Origin of the sequence: Pseudomonas sp. St290, from assembly GCF_018325805.1 — a bacterium.
GTDB classification, from domain to species: Bacteria; Pseudomonadota; Gammaproteobacteria; order Pseudomonadales; family Pseudomonadaceae; genus Aquipseudomonas; species Aquipseudomonas bijieensis.
In genome coordinates this window covers 4,456,905-4,474,560 of sequence record NZ_AP014703.1, presented here as the reverse complement: position 1 = coordinate 4,474,560, position 17,656 = coordinate 4,456,905, and the positions used below count along the sequence as shown (strand labels likewise).

Sequence of the window (17,656 nt, the reverse complement as noted above, 5' to 3'; positions counted from 1 at the left end):
AGAGTGAAATGGCAAACATGAAGCAAATTGGTTTGTACGCAGGGATATTGGGAGCCTTGGCATCAGTGGCGGCGCTCGTCCTGCCGACGCAGGCGGTATCGCACAACTCTAGTGGTAATAACAGTCCGGTCATTTCTGGCAACGGTAACAACGTCAGCTATCAATCCGGTTTTCCCGATCTTGAAACGATAAGAGCCCAGCGTCCTAATATCAGTGATCAACAATACGCTGCAATTAAGCCCGGCATGACATATGAACAGGTGCTGGATATCGTCAAGATTCCCGGTAAGGAGGCCACCAGCGGCGGCAACGTGCAGATCTATACATGGGGGACGGAGGTGTACGTATATATGGTGGTGACTTTGGTGAATGGAAAGGTTCAATCCAAGTCACATTGACGACGCAGTTTCATGGTATTGCATCGCCAGATAACTTCATGGATACCGGGCGACGCAGTTCAGCATGGGTCTATTTGCTCCGAGGTTTACCGGCATCACTCCGTTTGTCTCGAATTTGACCGTCTTGATTTCGAGAGCGAGGCTGTTGGCCGCCGCCGGGCTTCGGAACGTTTACATCTTTGTTGATAGGGCGTCGATCGGTCATCGTAAATCTCCTACGAGTGCGGGTTTTTTACATATAATCGTTAAGTCGACTTCTACAAAAAAACACATCATGTAGTGGTTTGTTTTTGTTGTGGGCACAATATAGCGCGTATTTTACGTTGGTCAATGACTGCTTGCTGACGCTGCTGCGATTTTGACCCGGGCTCCTTATTTTGAGTGGTCCGCATGCTGTCTCCAAAATCGCCCGCAATGTCATCACTTTTTGGGTGGAGGGGTGGTCAATGAATTTCGGTAGCCAGGGTGGAAAACGTGTCAGCACCAACAGGTGAAGGAGCTCCATCTCCAGCATCCAGTCTCTGAATTGCAGTTCACCACTCCTACTGTCGAACTACGCAATGCACATCTTGCTAAGAATCCTGACGAGCGTCATCATCCCGTTACATTTGATGGCCATTCGCCCATAGTCGCGTGTCGCCCGTCAACCAAGTCGGCTATACAGATAATTCCATCACTCCAGTTTTTGGCTCCGTGAAGCAGGAAGCTGTTGCGTTTCGAGTTAGTGAGCCATTTAAAACAAAGACTTATGGATGTTAGTGATGTCGTTTCTAAGGAAGCTGTTGGCGGCGCTTAAGGCATTTTTGTTTGGGGAAAGGGTCGAGACCGACGAAGAAGGAAGCTTTCCTAAAATTGACCCTGAAAAGATCAAAGCTGACCTCAGAGTCCTGGAAAACGCTCGTGCTCATGGTGCGTCGGGTATCCCTGATGCTAGAGATACTCGTCTGACGGAAACTGAACTCCAGATTATGGGTACCGTGGGGAAGCTTCGCGCAGCCACTTTCAAAAGCGGCGAGCGTTGGCTCAAGCAAATCCAAGCCCGTCTGGACAGCATCGACCTGACTCAAGAGACGAACCATACCGTGCAACTCGGTGAGGAGTTCGTACGAAAAGCCGACTCTATTCTCTCCCAGGCAGACGCTGAACTTCAGGATGAAGCGCGCACGACTCGGGCCCAAAAGGAAATCCTCGATCGCTTCAGGTCTGAGAACAAGCTGCCTGACACACCTGCGAAGCTGGCAGACTGGACCGATCATGCGACAAAGGTTGGCGTGCTCGTGTTGTGTTGCGCGCTGGAAGCATTCGCGAACTCGACCTTCTTCGCAGGAGGAATGCAGGGCGGACTGCTAGCCGGTCTGATGCTGGCAGGGCTGTTAGCGGTCGCTAACATCGTTGGATGTTTTTTCGTTGGTCGTCTCTTTACTAACAAAAACCATGTGAACAGCGGTCGCAAAACCCTCGGATGGGTTTGCGGATTACTCGGTGTTACTTGGACACTTTTGGTTGGTTGCTTCGTGGCTTACTGCCGCCATGTGATGCCTCAGATTGATGACGAAACTGCCAATCAGCTGCAACTGGTTTGGGAAAGCGCCAGTTCGTTAGTGTCGCCTTTCAGCGACTTTGAAAGCATTGGTCTGTTTGTTGTGACTGTCATTTTTGGCTTGCTCGCATTGCACCATGGATACGCCTGGCAAGATCGCTACCCGGGGTATTCGAAGGTCTATGGGGCGTACGTTGATTCTTATCAGAGCATGGTCGAGGTTATCGACCGCCTGCGTGAGGAGCTAGAACTGGAAAAACAGACGACGCTCGCGCAAATCGACGAGAACGTTAAAAAAGCCAAGCAGGCCATCAAACGCTTCAAATCCAACATGAATGAGAAGTCTGTCGCCGAGAAAAAGGTGACGGAGCACCTCGTATTGGCTGACAACACCATATTGGCCCTGACGCAGGCATATCGGTATGAGAACCAAATGGTTCGACCGGCTGATAAACCTCGTCCTGACTATTTCAACGATGACGTCGTGCTGGAAGAACAGGGTTTTCCAGATTTTAGCACAGAGCGTGACGAGGACCGCTTGAGGGTTCAGGAGCAGATGTTGAGCGAAATGCTCGCCATTGAGCAGCCAACTCGGGCAAAGGTTCAGTCGTCGTTCACGCAGAAATTTGACCAGCTCAAACCCATTGAAAGCCAGATTTAAGGGCGTCCTATGTCGCTGTACAAAAAACGAAAACAAAAATCGGCTATGGTAGCCATTCTCTGGATTTTGCTGACGCTTGCCCTGGTGGTTGGTGTTGTCTACGGAATCTACTGGTCTTTCAACCAAGATAAAATTGACAAGGTAACGCTTTGCCCAAGCAGTGGTGCGAAGGGTGAATACGTCGTGTTGATCGACAATACGTCTCCCTTTCCCTTTACGCAGAAAGCGGCTTTGGCCAAGCGGCTTCAAAACATGATTCTGAAAGAGGTTCCGGAAGGTGCCCTGGTGACGGTGTTCCTGTTGGGGGAGGATTACCAGCACAACAGCGATCCTGTATTCGTGATGTGTAACCCAGGGCAGTGGGGGGACAAAAACAAGTTCACGAATACCCAGAAATTCGTGGACAAGGATTTCAACGAGAAATTTGCCAAGCCTCTCGATGCGGTCGTACGCAAGATTCCTTTGGATGTGCGAGCGAAAATCTCTCCCATTTTCGAGATGCTTCAGCTAGCCAGCCTCCACGGATTCAACCATCTGAATGCCCAGGGTGAGAAGCATCTGATCATCTATTCGGACATGGCCGCGAACATGCCTCGGTTCAGCATGTACAAAAATGCTCAGCTCTCCTACAAAGATTTTGCAAAAAGCGCCTATGGCCAAGAGGCGGTAGCGCCTGCGCTGATGGATGTCTCTGTCACCATCAATATGTTGGCCGCGGAGTCTTCGGTTACCCCCTACAACAAGCGCGCGGAATTTTGGGCGCAGTACTTTTCTGCCAATGGTGCGTCACTGGACCGAGTAAACCCCATGGAGGGGCTGTAAATGAGCGCTGTAAAGCCACTGCACCGAGTACAATACTGGTTTGTTTTCGCGCTCATTCTGAAGATTTTTTGCGCCGGGATCAGCCTCTACATTAACGACCCTAAGTGGTTTGGCTTCTGGGTTCCGTTGACCATCATGCTGGCTTATTGGCTGGTGGGTTATCGCGTGCGAAAACTGTATGACGTGAAGCTTACCTTGGCCAAGTTTGCTGACTCTGTTTATTACCTCGGCTTTCTGTTCACCGTGGGCAGTATCATCATCTGTCTGTTCGACATCCAGAGTATCGGTGAAGATCTCAGCAACATGGCGATGCGCTTCGCTGCTGCGATGGTGAGCACTGCGATTGGCATGGTCGCCCGCACCCTTCACGTCGGTTTTAAGCACGACCAGGAGGACGCCATCTCAAGCGTCGAAGAGCGCGCGATCACAGCGGCTGAAAATCTCACCCTGATGTTTGATGACACCTTCCAGAAGCTGACGGTGTTCCGAGATGAAGTGGTTGCCACGACCAAAGAAACCGTCACCGGTGCCAAGGATCAGATTGAGGCTCTTTCCAAGCACAGCATGGGTGCCATGGATGCGTACTTCGCCAATGCCACTCAGCGAAGTAATGAAGCATTCGATGCCATGCTCAAGGACGCCAGGGCCGCCAGCGACGACTTGCTGTCGACCATCAATGGTCTTTCCGAGAAGAGCGAAAAAACCCTCGAGCGTATGGAAGCGCATGCATTGGATTTCGGGAAGAAAGCAGAGGCACGCCTGGATCAGACGCTGTTCCCAGAGAATCTGTTCGCCAACAAGCTCAATCCTTCCATTGCCGTTTTGGCTGAGACAACAGATGGGGTCAACACGGGTATCACGACCCTGGCAGAAGACATTAAATCTGCGGCTAAGGCTGTGGGCACTGCGATTCGTGGTTTGAACACCAAAACCCAGACTCTTGAAGAAACACTCACGGCTGTGGGTTCTATTGTTGAAAGTCAGCAGCGTCTCATGGACGCTATGAACAGCCAGGGCGCTAGCCTGGTGGGCGGAATCGAGCGGGTTCAGAAAGAGTTTTTGGACACCCTAGACGACTATCAAAATGACTTCGAGCAAGAGCTTAAAGAAAACCGCGCAGTCATTGCACAGGTCGTCGAGAAGCTTGACGGGCTTCACACAAGACTTGAGCGGGACGATTCTGTCGCAGTCCTAAGCCAGGAAATGGGCGAAGCGTTCAGAGCTGCAGGCGAGGCGAGTTTCCGGGCCAACGAAGCCCTTTCTGAGTCGATCAAGTCGACCCTGATGCCTCTCATTCAGGCCATCAACGAAAGCAACGAAACGCACAAAGATTTGGCCAGTCAGGTCATTCAGGGGAATAGTGCGATAGACACCGCCCATGCGCACCTTGATGAGCTCGTTCGCAAGATCGATCACGTGAATCAAATCGAGATTCGCCAGCCCGCGGTTAATGAACCTCTCATCGCATCCGAGGCCAGTTCTGTGGCCTTGCTCCCATCTGATCGGATGTCCTCAGATGTGAGACCTGCCTGATGAGTCAGAAGAACGACCAGGTCTTCAACCTGTCGATTACTGAAATTTGGATGGTGCTGGCTTTCATTTTGCTACTTCTGAGCGGTTGGCAAGTGTGGAAGCTCACCAATGCCAATAAATCGTTGGAGCAAAAAGTCGCTGACTACCAAAGCCTGGATGAGCGTGAGAGGGCGATCAATGAAGCGACCGCAGCGCTCAAGACTAAGCTCTCAAAAATGGGTTTGAAAAACCCTGATGAGCTTATCCGAAAACTGACAGATGCTTCCAAAGCACGGGACGAGTCAGAGCGCCTGAAGGTACTGCTCACTCAGAAAAACGAAGAGTTGTCGGCGCTTGCTGCGATCGACAAAGCGTTGGAGCAGTCAGCGAGTAAAGACAAAGGCAAAGAAGCCAAACGCTTGATACTTGAAACGCTCATGACCTATGACCAGTTGAAGCAGCTGGTCGCAGATCCAAACGCAGACGTTAAGCCTACCGAAATCGTGAAGCGTATCGCCGACATGAAGGCTACGGAGCAGATGATTAAGGATACTCTGAAAACCGAGGGCGATCCGAAGACTGATCAGGTTCATAAACTGCTTCAGGATTCGCAGGCATACGCGGAAGCGGAGAAAGCGGGGCTGAATCCGACTGTACTGCAGAAGACGAACAGTGATCTGAAAGGGCAGGTGCAATTTCTACAGAACAAAATTAACCGGGGTAAGGGAGGAGATCTCCCTCCGTGCTGGGCTAACCCCGATACCGGCAAGCCTGAGATGTTCCTCACGGTCTACCTCAAGGAAAATAATCTGACGTTCGAGCCAGCCTGGCCAGTTTCACGACTTGCGGATGCACAAGCGCTGCCAGGTTTCGATGCGCTCATGGCTAATAAAGATAGAGGCTATGAGGATTTTTTGCGCGCCACCCAAGCGATTAATGCGTTTGGCAACGCGAACGGGTGTAAGTACTACGTCCGTCTTGCGAGTCAGATTCAGGACGCTCCGACTTCTGACAAGCGCCGGATTCAAGTAGAAAGCAATTTCTACAAAATTGAAGTGAGGCGATGGTAAACGGTCTGGCTCTTGCGGGCCGCTTGCGTGTTGTGCAGCTCGTTATTCAAGCGATGAAATGACGGGAAGGGGACTGAAAGAGTACTTCGTTGGCGCTGGTGCGATTTTGAATAAGGCTGCTGATTTTGACTGACCACATGCTATCTCCGAGATCACCCGCGAGTTTCATTATTTTTGAGCAGTCGGTGAGGCAATGAATTCCGGTAGCCTGGGTCAATATCGCACCAGCGCCAACACCTAGTTCTCAGCCAGGCAGATATCCCGATGATGCGATAGGATCAAGGTGTTCGAATTGAGGGGCTTTCTTCTTTAGCGGCAATGGCATACCGCAGAGCGAATGCGTTAATTTCCTCGAGGGCGTACATGACCAGAATGAACAGGGCCATGATAATGACAAAGGATCGGGAGGAAGGGATCAGGTGAGCCTAAACACATATTTGCCGGGGCGGCTACGTAACACGCCGCTACCCCGCAGTCATGGATTGATGCCGTTGTTCGAGGCTGTCGTGAATTCCATTCACTCGATTGCCGAAACCAGCAGCGATCCCGAGTATGGACGGATCACGATCGAGATTGTGCGTGTGCCTCAATCCACTTTGGCCTTGGACGTAAGTAAGGCGAAACGGGGTGCGCCTTCCCAAGAACCTATCATGGGGTTCAAGATCACCGATAACGGAGCGGGCTTTCACGACAAGAACATGGCCTCGTTTGAGACACTCGATAGTGAATACAAAGCTCAGCAAGGCTGTCGGGGTGTAGGGCGTCTGCTCTGGTTGAAAGCGTTCGAGGCGGTCAACATCAGCAGTGAGGTGCTATCAAGCACCGTTCATTCGCGTTCACGGCGGCGCAAGGGGTATCTAGCCTCCCTTCGACCATGAAGCCAGCCGATTTTGCATTGCAGACCTGCGTCCATCTCTCAGGTTTCAATAAACCGTATAGAGAAAATTCCGCCAAGACAGCTAGGAAGATAGCCACAAGTCTTTTCGAACATTGCCTTTGGTACTTCGTTCGTGATTCTGGTGCGCCGAAAATCCACATCAAGGATGGTGAGGAAGAAATTGACCTTGATGAGGTGCTCGATCAATACCTGTTCACCTCATCGAAAAAGGAACAGATTGAAATCAAGGGGCAGACATTTGAGCTTACCCATCTGAAGCTCAAGGCCAGTTCGGCGAAACAGCCGTTCATTGCCTGGTGTGCTGCCAGTCGCGTGGTTGAAGAGGAAACGCTCTCCGGTAAGGTTCCTGGCTTGCACGGGAAAATTCGTGATGACGACGGTGATTTTGTCTACGCCTGTTATGTAACGTCTCCCTTTCTTGATCAAAATGTACGTCCCGAACGTATCGGTTTTGATATCGAAGAGTTGAGCGACGATCTCTTTTCGGAAACGGAAGTCAGCTTGAGCGACATCCGCAGGGCAGTCATTGCCTCGTCTAGCGGCTACCTCGAAGGCTATCTGCAAGAGATCCGTAAAACTGGGCGCGAGCGAGTCGAAAAGTTTGTGTCTGTACGTGCGCCACGGTATCGACCAATTCTCCGTCGAATTGATGAAGAGAAGCTCAGCGTCGACCCGGACATTTCAGATAAAGATTTGGACCTTCTGCTCCACAAACAGCTCTCCGAGATTGAGAATGCTTTACTGTCAGAGGGGCATGATGTGATGAGTTTCGGGAGTGGTGAAACCACTGCTCAGTACCAGGAAAGGCTCGTAAGCTATCTTGAGAAAGCGGATGACATCAAGAAGTCGGACTTAGCCAATTATGTATTCCATCGCAAGGTGACTTTGGACATTTTGGCGAAAGCGCTTGAGCGTGGGGAAGACGGCAAGTACGCCAAGGAGGAGTTGATCCATGAGCTCATCATGCCAATGCGCAAAACGTCGGATGATGTTTTTCTGGATAGCTGCAATCTCTGGTTAGTCGATGAGCGTTTGGCGTTCCACGACTTTCTAGCCTCGGATAAGTCACTTCGGTCCTTTCCGATTACTCATTCAACGGACACAAAAGAACCTGATATTTGTGTTTTGAATGTTTTTGATGAGCCATTATTGGTTTCCGATAACAAGAGGATGCCACCGGCGGCTCTGACGATTGTAGAGATCAAACGTCCGATGCGAAATGACGCTGGCGAGGGAGAGGAGAAAGACCCGATTGAGCAGGCGCTTGGCTATCTGCAGCGTATTCGTGATGGTAACGCTCAAACCGCCGCAGGGCGACCTATTCCCAAAGGAAATGAGATCCCCGGCTTCTGCTACGTGATCTGCGATCTCACGCCTTCGATGGAGAGGCGATGCAAGATGCATGACTTGACTCGTGCCGCGGACGGATTGGGGTATTTTGGGTACAAGAGTAGTTTCAACGCTTATGTTGAGGTCATGTCGTTTGACGGTGTCATTAAGTCTGCGACGGAGCGCAATAAGGCGTTTTTCGAGAAGCTTGGGCTGCCAACGAATTAGTCTGAGTGACACATCGTCCTTACGGACTGAGATTCGACGGCCAGATTGCCATCCTCCCGGAGGGAGCGGCCGGCATCGTTGAGCGTCAGTGACTCGACTTCTTTAATGGCGATTTTGGTCGGAAATGAGTTACCCCCTACTTTTCCCCCAACAAAACCGTCGGCTCTCGATGGATGTTACTGGACTCTCGTAGAGCAGAACACCGCTGGAGCTCAAGTAAATACTGGCTTGGAAAAATCCAGAGTAAAACTTTGGAATCTTTCAAGAAGTATGAAAAAGGGAGATGGGGTGCTAGGGGTCGAGTGTTCGAATCACCCGACCATATTCACTGAGTAAAATCAGGCAGTTAAGCCGATCAGATAGATCGGCTTTTTTGTGCCTGCGCAAAACTACCCTGTCTTTGAACGCCATCATTCGCAAGCCAAACCAGCGCTTGCGGGAAAGGACTGTTTGTCCGCTGAAAGGGCTCACTGGCATTCCAGTTGATCTGCGGTGACATTGCCAGATTGCTGATCCGCTGCCCGTCATGCTCCGGGCCGCTCTTCGCAAAGAAGTAATAAGGACATTACGTGCTACAAAAACTGATTCTGCTGATTTTGATCACCAGCTTAAGCGGCTGCATGGCCACCGCCATGCGGATGGATTACGACAAGCACCGATGCCCCTACATCGGCCTGCGCTTTGACTGGTGGCTGGTGGGCACGTCCAAAGGAAAGCTGATCCCTTTTTTGCTTATCGACGCACCGTTCTCATTGGTGGTCGATACAGTGTTCTTCCCCTTCGAGTATCAATACAGCTGCAACTTCTAAGGACAGCGATTCATACAGGACACGGCGGGGGATTATGGCTGTGACGCGGTTTCAAGCGATTCCCGATAATGCGCTTCATCGACTTCGGTCAGGCTCGCATAACCGTCGAAGTGGTAGATTCGATGCTTGTCTCGGGCATAGCGGTCCGTCAGGAATTCCAACGTGCTCAGATCGATCCGCTTGGCGCTCAATGGCCGTCGGTGGCAGAACAACTTGCGCGTGCCCAGTTGCAGGAAATCGGGATGCGGCACGCGGACTTCATCAGGATCGAATGCCACGTCCAGCGGCTTGCCTTCCGAGAGGATCAAGGTGGGGCTGACGGCATAGGTGCCGAGAATGCGAGTATCGGAAGGGTGTAGCCGTTTTTTCGCTGCGCCGTAGTAAAACACCGCGTCCCGGTCCTTGGCCCAACCATGCCCACAGGACTCAAAAGTAGCCGCGTGTGCCTTACGAATCGGTTCGGGGGGATGATAGAAAACCCGGTGACAGAACACCGTTTTACCGTCCGTCAGGTAGGGAGAACCGAGTGAGCGGAAGTGCTCTGCGGGTTCCAGGGAAAACCGTTCGGGCACTTGTGTTTGCGCGTTATGAAACGGGATCAGATACAAGCCTTGGGCATCGCCGCACAGGTGCGTGTCGAGCAATTTGAAACTTGCTGCGTCCAGTCCATGGACCACGCGTCCATGGAAATACACTTGGTCGCCTAGTTCGAAACCGAGACCGATGGCCTGTAGCGGCTGCGTTTCCGAGTGCGTTTGCGTGACTTCAGGCTGTGCCTGAAAACGGTGCCACCAATAACCTTCCAACTGCGGATGGGCTTCGAAGTAAGGAGCCCACGCCTCTTGCATGGCCGCATCGATGATACCGCCAGAGCCCAGTGGGCCGTGCTTGTCGCCTGCCAGCACGGGCGCGTAATCCTTGTCATTGCGACAGAGTTGGATCACGACGAAGCTTTCCACCTCGACATCGAGGCGTTTCTGGCGCCTGTAGACGTGCCGGTGATCACGGTAATAGTCAAAACCCAAGTGACGAAAACTCGGGCCATGGGCGTCACGCAAACGGGTTCCAGCGACATAGACGGACGTGTCGTCCACGGCAAAATAATCATCCTCATACTCGCTGCCACTGACCACGCGACCGCACGCGTCGAACGCTGGCTGCCAGCACTTGAGTAGCTGGAAATCGCCCACGTAGCGGATGGTCTTGCCAGTCAGGTAATAGGCCCGTTGCTTGTCCTTGGCGTAGCGTTCGTTCAGCACGGTGAAGGTTGCCAGGTCGGCATTGTCGATGCAGTAGAAGTACTCGTAGGAAATGCTCGAGCCTTGCTGCGCTTGCACGATGATCGACTGCCCATCGGTTCCCCAGCGTTGGGCGAGCATCTGGAAGTCGTCCGGGTTTGCGACCGGCAGCGGCGTGCCGTCCTTCTGGTGCAGGGGCCTGAAGCCCTTATAGACCTGATCGTCGATCACTCGATAGGCCGGGTGGTTGCAATAGCGCACCCGCGCCGTGGCGCTGGCGAGCAATTGCCCCTGCAAAAAGATATTCACCCCATCACAGAACAGGGCGGAGGCTGAAGTCACCGAGGTTGGCGACGCTGCCAACAGGGCCAGGCTGTCAGGTCGTGCTTCGGAAATTTGGGTGATCGCGTACTCGCCGAACCAATAGGCGCCGATTGCGTCGCGCCAATACTGGTGGCCGAGGCTTTCCAGGCCTTTGTCGAATCGAAACGGCAGGGCCTGAAGCGCGTAGTAGCCGTGGCGCTCCCGGTAGGCCGGAAGCAGGTAGTAGTCGCGCAGCGCATCGCGCAAGATCCACGGATTGCGTCGATGCCGCCACACCGGCTGGCCGGCCAGCAAGGGCGAGGGAGGATAATGCCCAGCGCTGGCAGCTTGAGCTAACTCGCCGGGTCGTACGCCTTCGGGGTTGAGCATGATGTACACATCAGGCACTTGCCCGTCGCCCAGCAGAATACCTTCCATGAACGCGAAGCCTTGATGCCATTCAAGCTGCAGTGGTTCCCAGTCAGCAATAGCCGTGTCTATGTCTGTCATGTCATTGCGACCTGAACGTTTGATGGTTGGCCAAGGACTACACGTTTTACCACGACTTCGACCCCTGGCGAGGCTGGCCCAAGGGTGTATACTTTGGCAAATTTTGTCAAAAAACAGGCAAAGTCATGAGTACCATGAACATCTCCCTGCCGGACGCTCTCAAATCTTTCATAGATGATCAGGTTAGCCAGAGAGGCTACAGCACCAGTAGCGAATATGTGCGGGAGCTGATTCGCAAGGATCAGGATCGGCAGCAGCTGCGTAGCCTGGTACTGGCCGGGGCGGAGTCTGCTCCCACTGTTCCTGTGAATGGCGACTACTTCGAATCCCTAAAGGCCAAGGTGCGCAAGGGGTGAGGATGAAGGCGAAACCCGTCATTCCGCGAGCTCTTGCCAGCCAGGATGTAGAGGACGCCATCAACTATTACCTAGGTGAGCAGGCCGAGCAGGCGGCACTCAATTTCATCGACGCCTTGGAAAACGCCTATACGCATATCAGCCGCCATCCGGCATCGGGTATGTCCAGGTACGCCCATGAGCTGGATCTCCCCGGATTACTCTGCTGGCCGCTGAAACGTTATCCCTATTTGGTGTTCTACGTAGGGTGCAATGAACACATTGACGTATGGCGCGTTTTACACGCCATGCGGGACATCCCTGAATGGATGTCATCATGAATCAAGCAAACCAGTTGGCTACAACGACGTAGCCCAATCTGCAAAGATTGGGCTTTTTCACGCCTGAAAATATGGATCACCAAGCCAACGATCGCCGCTGCCGCGCTCAGAAAATGAACTTGAACAGCGCGATCACCACGATCAGGCCAATCAGGAAAATGATACCTACGGTACCGCCAAGGAATTTCAACATAAGAACGCTCTCATCGGATGGGCTTAATCGTCTAGACCGCTACCGATAACGCTCGTTTCGTCGAATATTCATTCGTGGTGATCAATGAACCGCAAAGGACCTTGGCACCGGCACATGCTCGAATTTTGAAATGGTCTTGATCCAGTAGCGGCGATAGTCCGTCTGGTCCGGTGCCAGCGGTTTGTGGCCCGACCATGGGTGCTTCGCCTTCAGGCTGGCGCGGTACGCCTCCCATTCTTTTTGCTCGGCCACTTCCCTGGCTTTGCTCCGGTCATCGAACCAACCCAGAACGTAAGCTTCGCCCTGGTCCGTGCCGTGCGCTATCAGCAAATAAATCTCTGTCATGACTGACCTACCGTTCTGTCCTGCGCCCCAGTCGCGGGGTCTTATCCTGGGTATCGGCCGTTACTTGATGTTTTTGAGATTTAACGCAGAAAAACGCTGCGCCCAAAGGTGCGTCTCCCGAAATCGATGCACAGTCGCGCAATCACTTCGACTGGCGAGCGCTTGAACGGCGGTTTTGCGCAAATCGGCGCCTTCATCCACGATCCAGACGCCCGGTTCCTGGTCGCGCAGGGCCATTTCACCGAAGCGGGTGGAAATCAGGGGAAGGCCTAAGGCGCGGTACTCGTAGTACTTGATCGGGTCCACCGAGGCGGTCAGGCGGTTGAGCTTGAACGGGATCAAACCCACCGAAAACGTTGCCATGGCCTCGACTGCACTGGCGTGGGGACACTCGGGGAGCAGCTCGATGTTGGCAGGCAATACGCAAGGCGGCGGTGTGAAGAGGGGGCCGATCAGCCGGATCCGGTTTCCGGGATTGGCCTGCGCCAGTGCGACGACCAGGTCCCAATCGAACCAACGTCCCAGCGTGCCGACATAACCCAGCACCTGTTGTTTGGCACCCAGGTCCAGGTTCTCGATCGGCGCCAGTCCGTGCATGTCACAGGCATTGAGGGCCAGTTCTACCTGGTCGGTCATGCCCAGCAGTCTGTCGCGAAGGGCGCTGGAGGACGCCAGTACTGAGGAGACCCGGCGAATGAGCTGCGCCTGTCGACGTTCCATGGAGGCGCGTGACAGGCCCTGATAAAACGCCGGGAAATCGTCCATGGCATCGTAGACGGCATGGCTTGCCGGGACCAGCGCCAGCAACTGCAAGGCCAGTTCGGAAGGTTTGCCGATGCACATCATGCACGGGCCGTCGGCGGAAAATGCCACGGCTTCTTTGAACAGGTTGTGCCACAGCCGCTTGAGGAGCATTGCCGAGCCTGGAATGGGCTCGATGGGTAGGCTCCTGGGTTTACAGACCTGCAACCAGGGGGGAACGCTGACGCTTTGCGGGTCGGCCACAGGCGGATTGCGCCTGAAATCGTTCAGCGTCGGTAAGCGCGTCGGGTACGGATCGATCCAGAGTACCGGCGCCCCGGTCTGGTTGTGATACCAGCTGACGAAGTGATGAGGACGCTGGCTGAAGCTGGCCCATGGCACCGGGGACAGGTAGATCATGCGCATGGCTGGAAGTACTGCCGTAAAACGTCGACGATGCGCGCTGCCGCCTTGCCGTCGCCATAGGGGGAAACCCCACGTGCCATGCCCTGATAAGCCTGCGGGTCATCGAGCAGACGCTGTGCCTGTTCGACAATGGTGTCTGGGTTGGCGCCGACCAGCTTGACCACGCCGAGGTCGACCGCCTCCGGGCGTTCGGTTTCCTCCCGCAGTACCAGCACCGGTTTGCCCAGGGCCGGGGCTTCTTCCTGTATGCCCCCGGAGTCACTGATGATCAGGTACGAGCGCTTCATTGCCGTAATGAACGGTGCGTAATCCAGCGGCGCGCAAAGGATGATGTTCGGGGTCAGGCCGAGCAACTGGTACGCGACATCCTTGACGTTCGGATTGGGATGGACAGGATAGAGGATCTGGATGTCCGGGTTGCACTCGGCCAGGCGCTTGAGTGCCTGGCAGATATGCTGGAACGGTTCGCCGAAGTTTTCCCGGCGATGGGAGGTCACCAGCACCAGGCGTTTGCCAGGGTCCAGCTGGATGCCCAAGGCAGAATCTTGTGCGGCAGTCATCAGCAAGGCATCGATCACGGTATTGCCGGTCAGGGTGATATCGCTGGCGGCGACACCTTCGCGCAGCAGGTTGTCCACGGCGTGCTGGGTGGGCGCGAAATGCCAGCGGGTCAGTTTGCCGGCGATCACCCGGTTGGCTTCTTCGGGGAACGGATTGCAGAGGTCCCCGGTACGCAGGCCCGCTTCGACATGGCCAAAGGGAATCTGCAGGTAGAAACACGCCAGAGCAGCACTCATGACCGTGGTCGTGTCGCCTTGAGCCAGTACGACATCCGGTTGCTCGGCTTGCAGCACACCCTCGAGTTCAACCAGCAAGCGTGAGGTCAGCGCCGTCAAGGACTGGTGGGGGCGCATGATGTCCAGGTCCAGGTCGGCGGTGATTGCGAAACCCTCAAGCACCTGGTCCAGCAGGCCTCGGTGCTGGGCGGTGGCGAGCACCCGACAAACGATATGTTCCTCGGCCTGGAGTGCCTTGATCACGGGCGCCATCTTGATGGCCTCCGGACGCGTACCGACGATGCAGAGTACCTTGCGGGTCATGCCTTGTGATTTCCTATCATTGTGACGAGTGAGCGTGCTATCCGGTCCGCGTTGGCCATGAGGGTCAGCGTATGGGATTTTTCGGTAAGGCTGGGCAGGCAGGCACCGTCGACAATATGCACGCCGCAAAGGCCGGCGACTTCGCCAAGGCGGTCGGTCTGGCCGATCCTGGGCGTCGAGTGCATGGGCAGGGTGGCCGCGTAATGGATATCCGCCCCCGGCCTGCCGACGGTGAAGCTCATGGGCATCAGCAGTGCGCCCATTTTCCAATAGATCCGGCGCAGCTTTGCCTCGGCAGCCTTCATGAGCTCGGGAAGCTCGGGATGCACGTGGCCGCTGATGCGCAACGATCCGTCGGGGCGCAAGACCGCTGTGTTGTTGGACAGGTGCCCGGGAAGGAAGATATTTCCCACGAGACAAGCGCTGAGCAGGTTTTTCAGCAGTTCGATGCTGTAGCGTTTGCCCATGGGGATCCGGCTGACGAACTCGGTCATCGGCAAGCCTGTGGTGCTGAACGTCGAACCGAAAGCCGTTGCGTTGGACGACAACGCCAGGGCGAACGATAGCTGGCCAAGGCCAAATGTCGGCACCCTTGGAGTCCCGAGCATTTTCGGCAGCCATAACAGGAAGGCTGCCGTCGGCGATGACAGCAGTGGCACCGGGGCCCGGTGGTTCAGGCAGTTGAGGGCGAGCCTGGTGGAGGCCAGGGTGCCCGCCGCCAGCAGCAGGCGCGTGGCACGCAAGCGTCGGGCGCAGCGATGATCGGTAATCGCCCAGGCACCGTCCTGTTGCTGCAGATCGTCCACCAAAAAGTCCTGGACGTGCTGGAACCCTGGGTATTGCTTGAGTTTCTGCAGCTCTTGCGACGCGCTATACAACGCCTGGTTCTGACAGCCCCACAAGCAGTTCCCGGACAGATCGCAGGCCTTGCGCTCGTCCAGGGGCTGGCTCAAGACGGCGACCCTGGAGCGGCCAAGGCGAAACCCCAGGTCGGGAAACCCCGGGCGGCGCCGGGTGTACTGATCGAGCAGGCGCTGATGCAGCGTGTCCAGTGGCAAGGGCGGTTGCGACCATTCGTCGAGGCCGAAGTAGCTGGAAAGGTCGTCGTCGATCCCGCCACTGATACCGATCCGGCGAGCGACCGTTTCGTAGGACGCCAGCATTTCGGAATAATCGATGGGCAGCCCGGCAAAGTCACTGGCGCCCAGCGTCGCCACGCCGCAACCCCAGGCATTGGAGAGGCCGCCGGTTGCCAGAGAGCCTATGCCGATAAAGTTGTCGGTCTCGATGCGATTGCGGGCGCTGAACCCCTCGAAGACATGGGCATGGGTCGGCGTCTTCAACTTGGGCGATACCGCGTCCAGTTGGTTCAGGGCGTGGAAGTTTTCACCGATCATCCATTTCCACTGGTGCTCGTCGTTTGCCCTGGCGCTGAGAAATGGACGCGTCGGCGGCGTCGCCGAGCCTGTATTGGCCTGGGCATCGACCATGAGGACTTTCAGGCCCGCCTTGACCAGCGGATAGGCCGCCGAAGTCCCGGCCGGGCCACTGCCGACAATGATCACATCAAATTCAGGTTTCACGGTGGGCTTCACTTCCAAGCAACAGCCGGCGGGCAAAGGGGCGGCCTAACAGCGCCGCTGTCTTCCCCGCCAGCGCCTTGACCGAGGTGAGTCCCAGCGCAACCAGCGTGGCGACAAGGCTGCGCGGTTGCTGGGCACCGAGAAATACCTGCGCGCCCTGGGTGCTGGCTTCGGCGATACCGAGTGCAACATGAAGGCGCCAGGACAGTTCCCGGCCCTCGGGCTGGAGCAGGACACCCGCATCGTCCAGGAGTGTCAGGAGTATCGGCCAGCGCATCATCAAGCGTGAATGGAGGATGGGATGGGTTTTACCCGCACGCTCCAATGCCCGGGTGTAGCGACTGACCAGGCTTCTTTGCGGCGGGTGTTTGAGCAGGTAGTTCAAGAGGACCGCGGCTTCTTGCAGAAGTTTTCGGCGTTGCCCATGGCCGGAGCGATGCATGCCCTGGGCAAGGGGGCGCAATTGGATGCCGAGTTTTCGCAGGGAACGCTCGCTGTCCATGGGCGGCAGGTGGATGAGGGAAAAAATCCGTTCCAGCCCCAGTTTCGCGCCCAAGGATTGCCCGAGTGACAGGCGCAGTAGCCTGAGCAAGGCCACCGGCAGAGGGACTGGCAGGCGAGCGGCACGCACCCGGTGCGTCGCAATCGACATCAGGAAGCGATCAAAGGCAATCGGCTGCACGGCGCCCAGGTTGAGGATCTCGGCGCGGATGTCGTCGCGCGCCAGGACCGCTAGTATCGAAGCCGCGAGGTCGTCGACATGAATGGGTTGTACGCAAGGCGCCGGCATGAGGATCGGCACAAACGGGCTTCGGCGAACCAGCCCTGATAGCACACCAAAGAGCCCGCGTTCGGGGCCGCCATACACTTGGCCGGGACGGATCACGATGCCCCCGGCGGCCAGTACTTCTTGCTCGATACGCCATTTTGTCCGGCCGTAAACGCCAGGGGCCGTGGCTTCGGCGGTTTGGCTGGAGATGAAGACAAACCTGGCCGAGCCTTGTTTGGCGCAACGGATCAGCGCCTGGGCCGCCTGGACTTCGCCGTCTGCGTCGGAGTGAACACCTGTCGAGGTATCGGCAGCCAGATGGATCAGCGCCTGAGTGCCGGCCGGGCACTCGGGGGCCGGGCCTCGCAGGTCGTAAGGAAGCCAGGTATAGGGGGCCGGGCACGGTTGGCGCGTGGCGCAAATGACCTCGTGTCCGCTTGCCGCCGCGAGGGCTGACAAACGTTGTCCGATATAGCCTGTCGCCCCGGTAATCAGTAGCTTCATC

General features: G+C 55.4%; 17 protein-coding genes. 10 read left to right on the top strand and 7 right to left on the bottom strand.

The annotated features are described in order from the left end of the window. Positions 1-8 precede the first annotated feature (8 nt). The 8 genes from PBDP_RS19380 to PBDP_RS19350 all read left to right on the top strand — a co-directional run bounded on the left by PBDP_RS19380 (position 9) and on the right by PBDP_RS19350 (position 9,267). Complete coding sequence (locus PBDP_RS19380; RefSeq protein ID WP_212801187.1) at positions 9-398, top strand: hypothetical protein; 390 nt, start codon at positions 9-11, stop codon at positions 396-398. 761 nt (positions 399-1,159) lie between these two features. Further along, positions 1,160-2,599 (top strand): hypothetical protein, encoded by a 1,440-nt coding sequence (locus PBDP_RS19375; protein ID WP_212801186.1) that lies wholly within the window; start codon positions 1,160-1,162, stop codon positions 2,597-2,599. 9 nt (positions 2,600-2,608) lie between these two features. Next, the gene (locus PBDP_RS19370; RefSeq protein ID WP_212801185.1) at positions 2,609-3,421 is read left to right on the top strand and encodes a hypothetical protein; all 813 of its coding nucleotides are present in this window, start codon (positions 2,609-2,611) and stop codon (positions 3,419-3,421) included. Further along, on the top strand, positions 3,422-4,954 hold the full coding sequence (locus tag PBDP_RS19365) for a coiled-coil domain-containing protein (RefSeq protein ID WP_212801184.1): 1,533 nt from the start codon (positions 3,422-3,424) through the stop codon (positions 4,952-4,954). After that, positions 4,954-6,003: an AAA family ATPase gene (locus PBDP_RS19360; RefSeq protein ID WP_212801183.1), complete on the top strand. Its 1,050-nt coding sequence runs from the start codon at positions 4,954-4,956 to the stop codon at positions 6,001-6,003. Before PBDP_RS19365 ends, PBDP_RS19360 begins: the two co-directional genes overlap by 1 nt. 506 nt (positions 6,004-6,509) lie before the next feature. Next, positions 6,510-6,881 (top strand): hypothetical protein, encoded by a 372-nt coding sequence (locus tag PBDP_RS29985; protein ID WP_249411811.1) that lies wholly within the window; start codon positions 6,510-6,512, stop codon positions 6,879-6,881. Beyond that, a complete protein-coding gene (locus PBDP_RS19355) occupies positions 6,878-8,458 on the top strand; it encodes an ATP-binding protein (protein WP_249411810.1) in 1,581 nt (526 codons plus the stop codon). The genes PBDP_RS29985 and PBDP_RS19355 overlap by 4 nt, the downstream gene beginning before the upstream one ends. A 569-nt stretch (positions 8,459-9,027) precedes the next feature. Then, the gene (locus tag PBDP_RS19350; protein ID WP_109754712.1) at positions 9,028-9,267 is read left to right on the top strand and encodes a YceK/YidQ family lipoprotein; all 240 of its coding nucleotides are present in this window, start codon (positions 9,028-9,030) and stop codon (positions 9,265-9,267) included. A gap of 32 nt (positions 9,268-9,299) precedes the next feature. Here the strand turns inward: PBDP_RS19350 and PBDP_RS19345 are convergent, their stop codons facing one another. After that, the gene (locus tag PBDP_RS19345) at positions 9,300-11,318 is read right to left on the bottom strand and encodes a DKNYY domain-containing protein (protein WP_212801182.1); all 2,019 of its coding nucleotides are present in this window, start codon (positions 11,316-11,318) and stop codon (positions 9,300-9,302) included. Between the two features lie 125 nt (positions 11,319-11,443). On the opposite strand from PBDP_RS19345, the gene PBDP_RS19340 reads away from it, so the two are divergent. Together PBDP_RS19340 and PBDP_RS19335 are read left to right on the top strand one after the other, a co-directional pair. Then, the gene (locus PBDP_RS19340; protein WP_212801181.1) at positions 11,444-11,674 is read left to right on the top strand and encodes a type II toxin-antitoxin system ParD family antitoxin; all 231 of its coding nucleotides are present in this window, start codon (positions 11,444-11,446) and stop codon (positions 11,672-11,674) included. 2 nt (positions 11,675-11,676) lie between these two features. Further along, complete coding sequence (locus PBDP_RS19335; RefSeq protein WP_212801180.1) at positions 11,677-11,994, top strand: type II toxin-antitoxin system RelE/ParE family toxin; 318 nt, start codon at positions 11,677-11,679, stop codon at positions 11,992-11,994. A gap of 106 nt (positions 11,995-12,100) precedes the next feature. On the opposite strand, the gene PBDP_RS30395 is transcribed toward PBDP_RS19335, so the two are convergent. From PBDP_RS30395 to PBDP_RS19310, 6 genes are all read right to left on the bottom strand, one after another. Next, the gene (locus tag PBDP_RS30395; RefSeq protein ID WP_442087941.1) at positions 12,101-12,187 is read right to left on the bottom strand and encodes a small membrane protein YohP; all 87 of its coding nucleotides are present in this window, start codon (positions 12,185-12,187) and stop codon (positions 12,101-12,103) included. A gap of 81 nt (positions 12,188-12,268) precedes the next feature. After that, entirely contained in the window at positions 12,269-12,532 is a 264-nt protein-coding gene (locus tag PBDP_RS19330) for a hypothetical protein (protein ID WP_134925000.1), read from the bottom strand. A gap of 60 nt (positions 12,533-12,592) precedes the next feature. After that, positions 12,593-13,699 carry a glycosyltransferase family protein gene (locus PBDP_RS19325; protein ID WP_212801179.1) on the bottom strand — a complete coding sequence of 369 codons (1,107 nt, stop codon included), beginning with the start codon at positions 13,697-13,699 and terminating at the stop codon, positions 12,593-12,595. Continuing rightward, positions 13,690-14,799 (bottom strand): non-hydrolyzing UDP-N-acetylglucosamine 2-epimerase, encoded by a 1,110-nt coding sequence (wecB, locus tag PBDP_RS19320; protein WP_212801178.1) that lies wholly within the window; start codon positions 14,797-14,799, stop codon positions 13,690-13,692. Before wecB ends, PBDP_RS19325 begins: the two co-directional genes overlap by 10 nt. Then, positions 14,796-16,382: an FAD-dependent oxidoreductase gene (locus tag PBDP_RS19315; protein WP_212801177.1), complete on the bottom strand. Its 1,587-nt coding sequence runs from the start codon at positions 16,380-16,382 to the stop codon at positions 14,796-14,798. The genes wecB and PBDP_RS19315 overlap by 4 nt, the downstream gene beginning before the upstream one ends. Continuing rightward, positions 16,372-17,655 carry an NAD-dependent epimerase/dehydratase family protein gene (locus PBDP_RS19310; protein ID WP_212801176.1) on the bottom strand — a complete coding sequence of 428 codons (1,284 nt, stop codon included), beginning with the start codon at positions 17,653-17,655 and terminating at the stop codon, positions 16,372-16,374. Before PBDP_RS19310 ends, PBDP_RS19315 begins: the two co-directional genes overlap by 11 nt. Position 17,656 lies beyond the last annotated feature (1 nt).

Excerpts from the sequence above, each read along its gene's own strand:
- PBDP_RS19345 (WP_212801182.1), bottom strand. The coding sequence starts at position 11,318 with ATGACAGACATAGACACGGCTATTGCTGACTGGGAACCACTGCAGCTT.
- PBDP_RS19360 (WP_212801183.1), top strand. The coding sequence starts at position 4,954 with ATGAGTCAGAAGAACGACCAGGTCTTCAACCTGTCGATTACTGAAATT.
- PBDP_RS19375 (WP_212801186.1), top strand. The coding sequence starts at position 1,160 with ATGTCGTTTCTAAGGAAGCTGTTGGCGGCGCTTAAGGCATTTTTGTTT.
- PBDP_RS19330 (WP_134925000.1), bottom strand. The coding sequence starts at position 12,532 with ATGACAGAGATTTATTTGCTGATAGCGCACGGCACGGACCAGGGCGAA.
- PBDP_RS19380 (WP_212801187.1), top strand. The coding sequence starts at position 9 with ATGGCAAACATGAAGCAAATTGGTTTGTACGCAGGGATATTGGGAGCC.
- PBDP_RS30395 (WP_442087941.1), bottom strand. The coding sequence starts at position 12,187 with ATGTTGAAATTCCTTGGCGGTACCGTAGGTATCATTTTCCTGATTGGC.
- PBDP_RS19310 (WP_212801176.1), bottom strand. The coding sequence starts at position 17,655 with ATGAAGCTACTGATTACCGGGGCGACAGGCTATATCGGACAACGTTTG.
- PBDP_RS19365 (WP_212801184.1), top strand. The coding sequence starts at position 3,422 with ATGAGCGCTGTAAAGCCACTGCACCGAGTACAATACTGGTTTGTTTTC.
- wecB (WP_212801178.1), bottom strand. The coding sequence starts at position 14,799 with ATGACCCGCAAGGTACTCTGCATCGTCGGTACGCGTCCGGAGGCCATC.
- PBDP_RS19340 (WP_212801181.1), top strand. The coding sequence starts at position 11,444 with ATGAGTACCATGAACATCTCCCTGCCGGACGCTCTCAAATCTTTCATA.
- PBDP_RS19335 (WP_212801180.1), top strand. The coding sequence starts at position 11,677 with ATGAAGGCGAAACCCGTCATTCCGCGAGCTCTTGCCAGCCAGGATGTA.
- PBDP_RS19355 (WP_249411810.1), top strand. The coding sequence starts at position 6,878 with ATGAAGCCAGCCGATTTTGCATTGCAGACCTGCGTCCATCTCTCAGGT.
- PBDP_RS19370 (WP_212801185.1), top strand. The coding sequence starts at position 2,609 with ATGTCGCTGTACAAAAAACGAAAACAAAAATCGGCTATGGTAGCCATT.
- PBDP_RS19325 (WP_212801179.1), bottom strand. The coding sequence starts at position 13,699 with ATGCGCATGATCTACCTGTCCCCGGTGCCATGGGCCAGCTTCAGCCAG.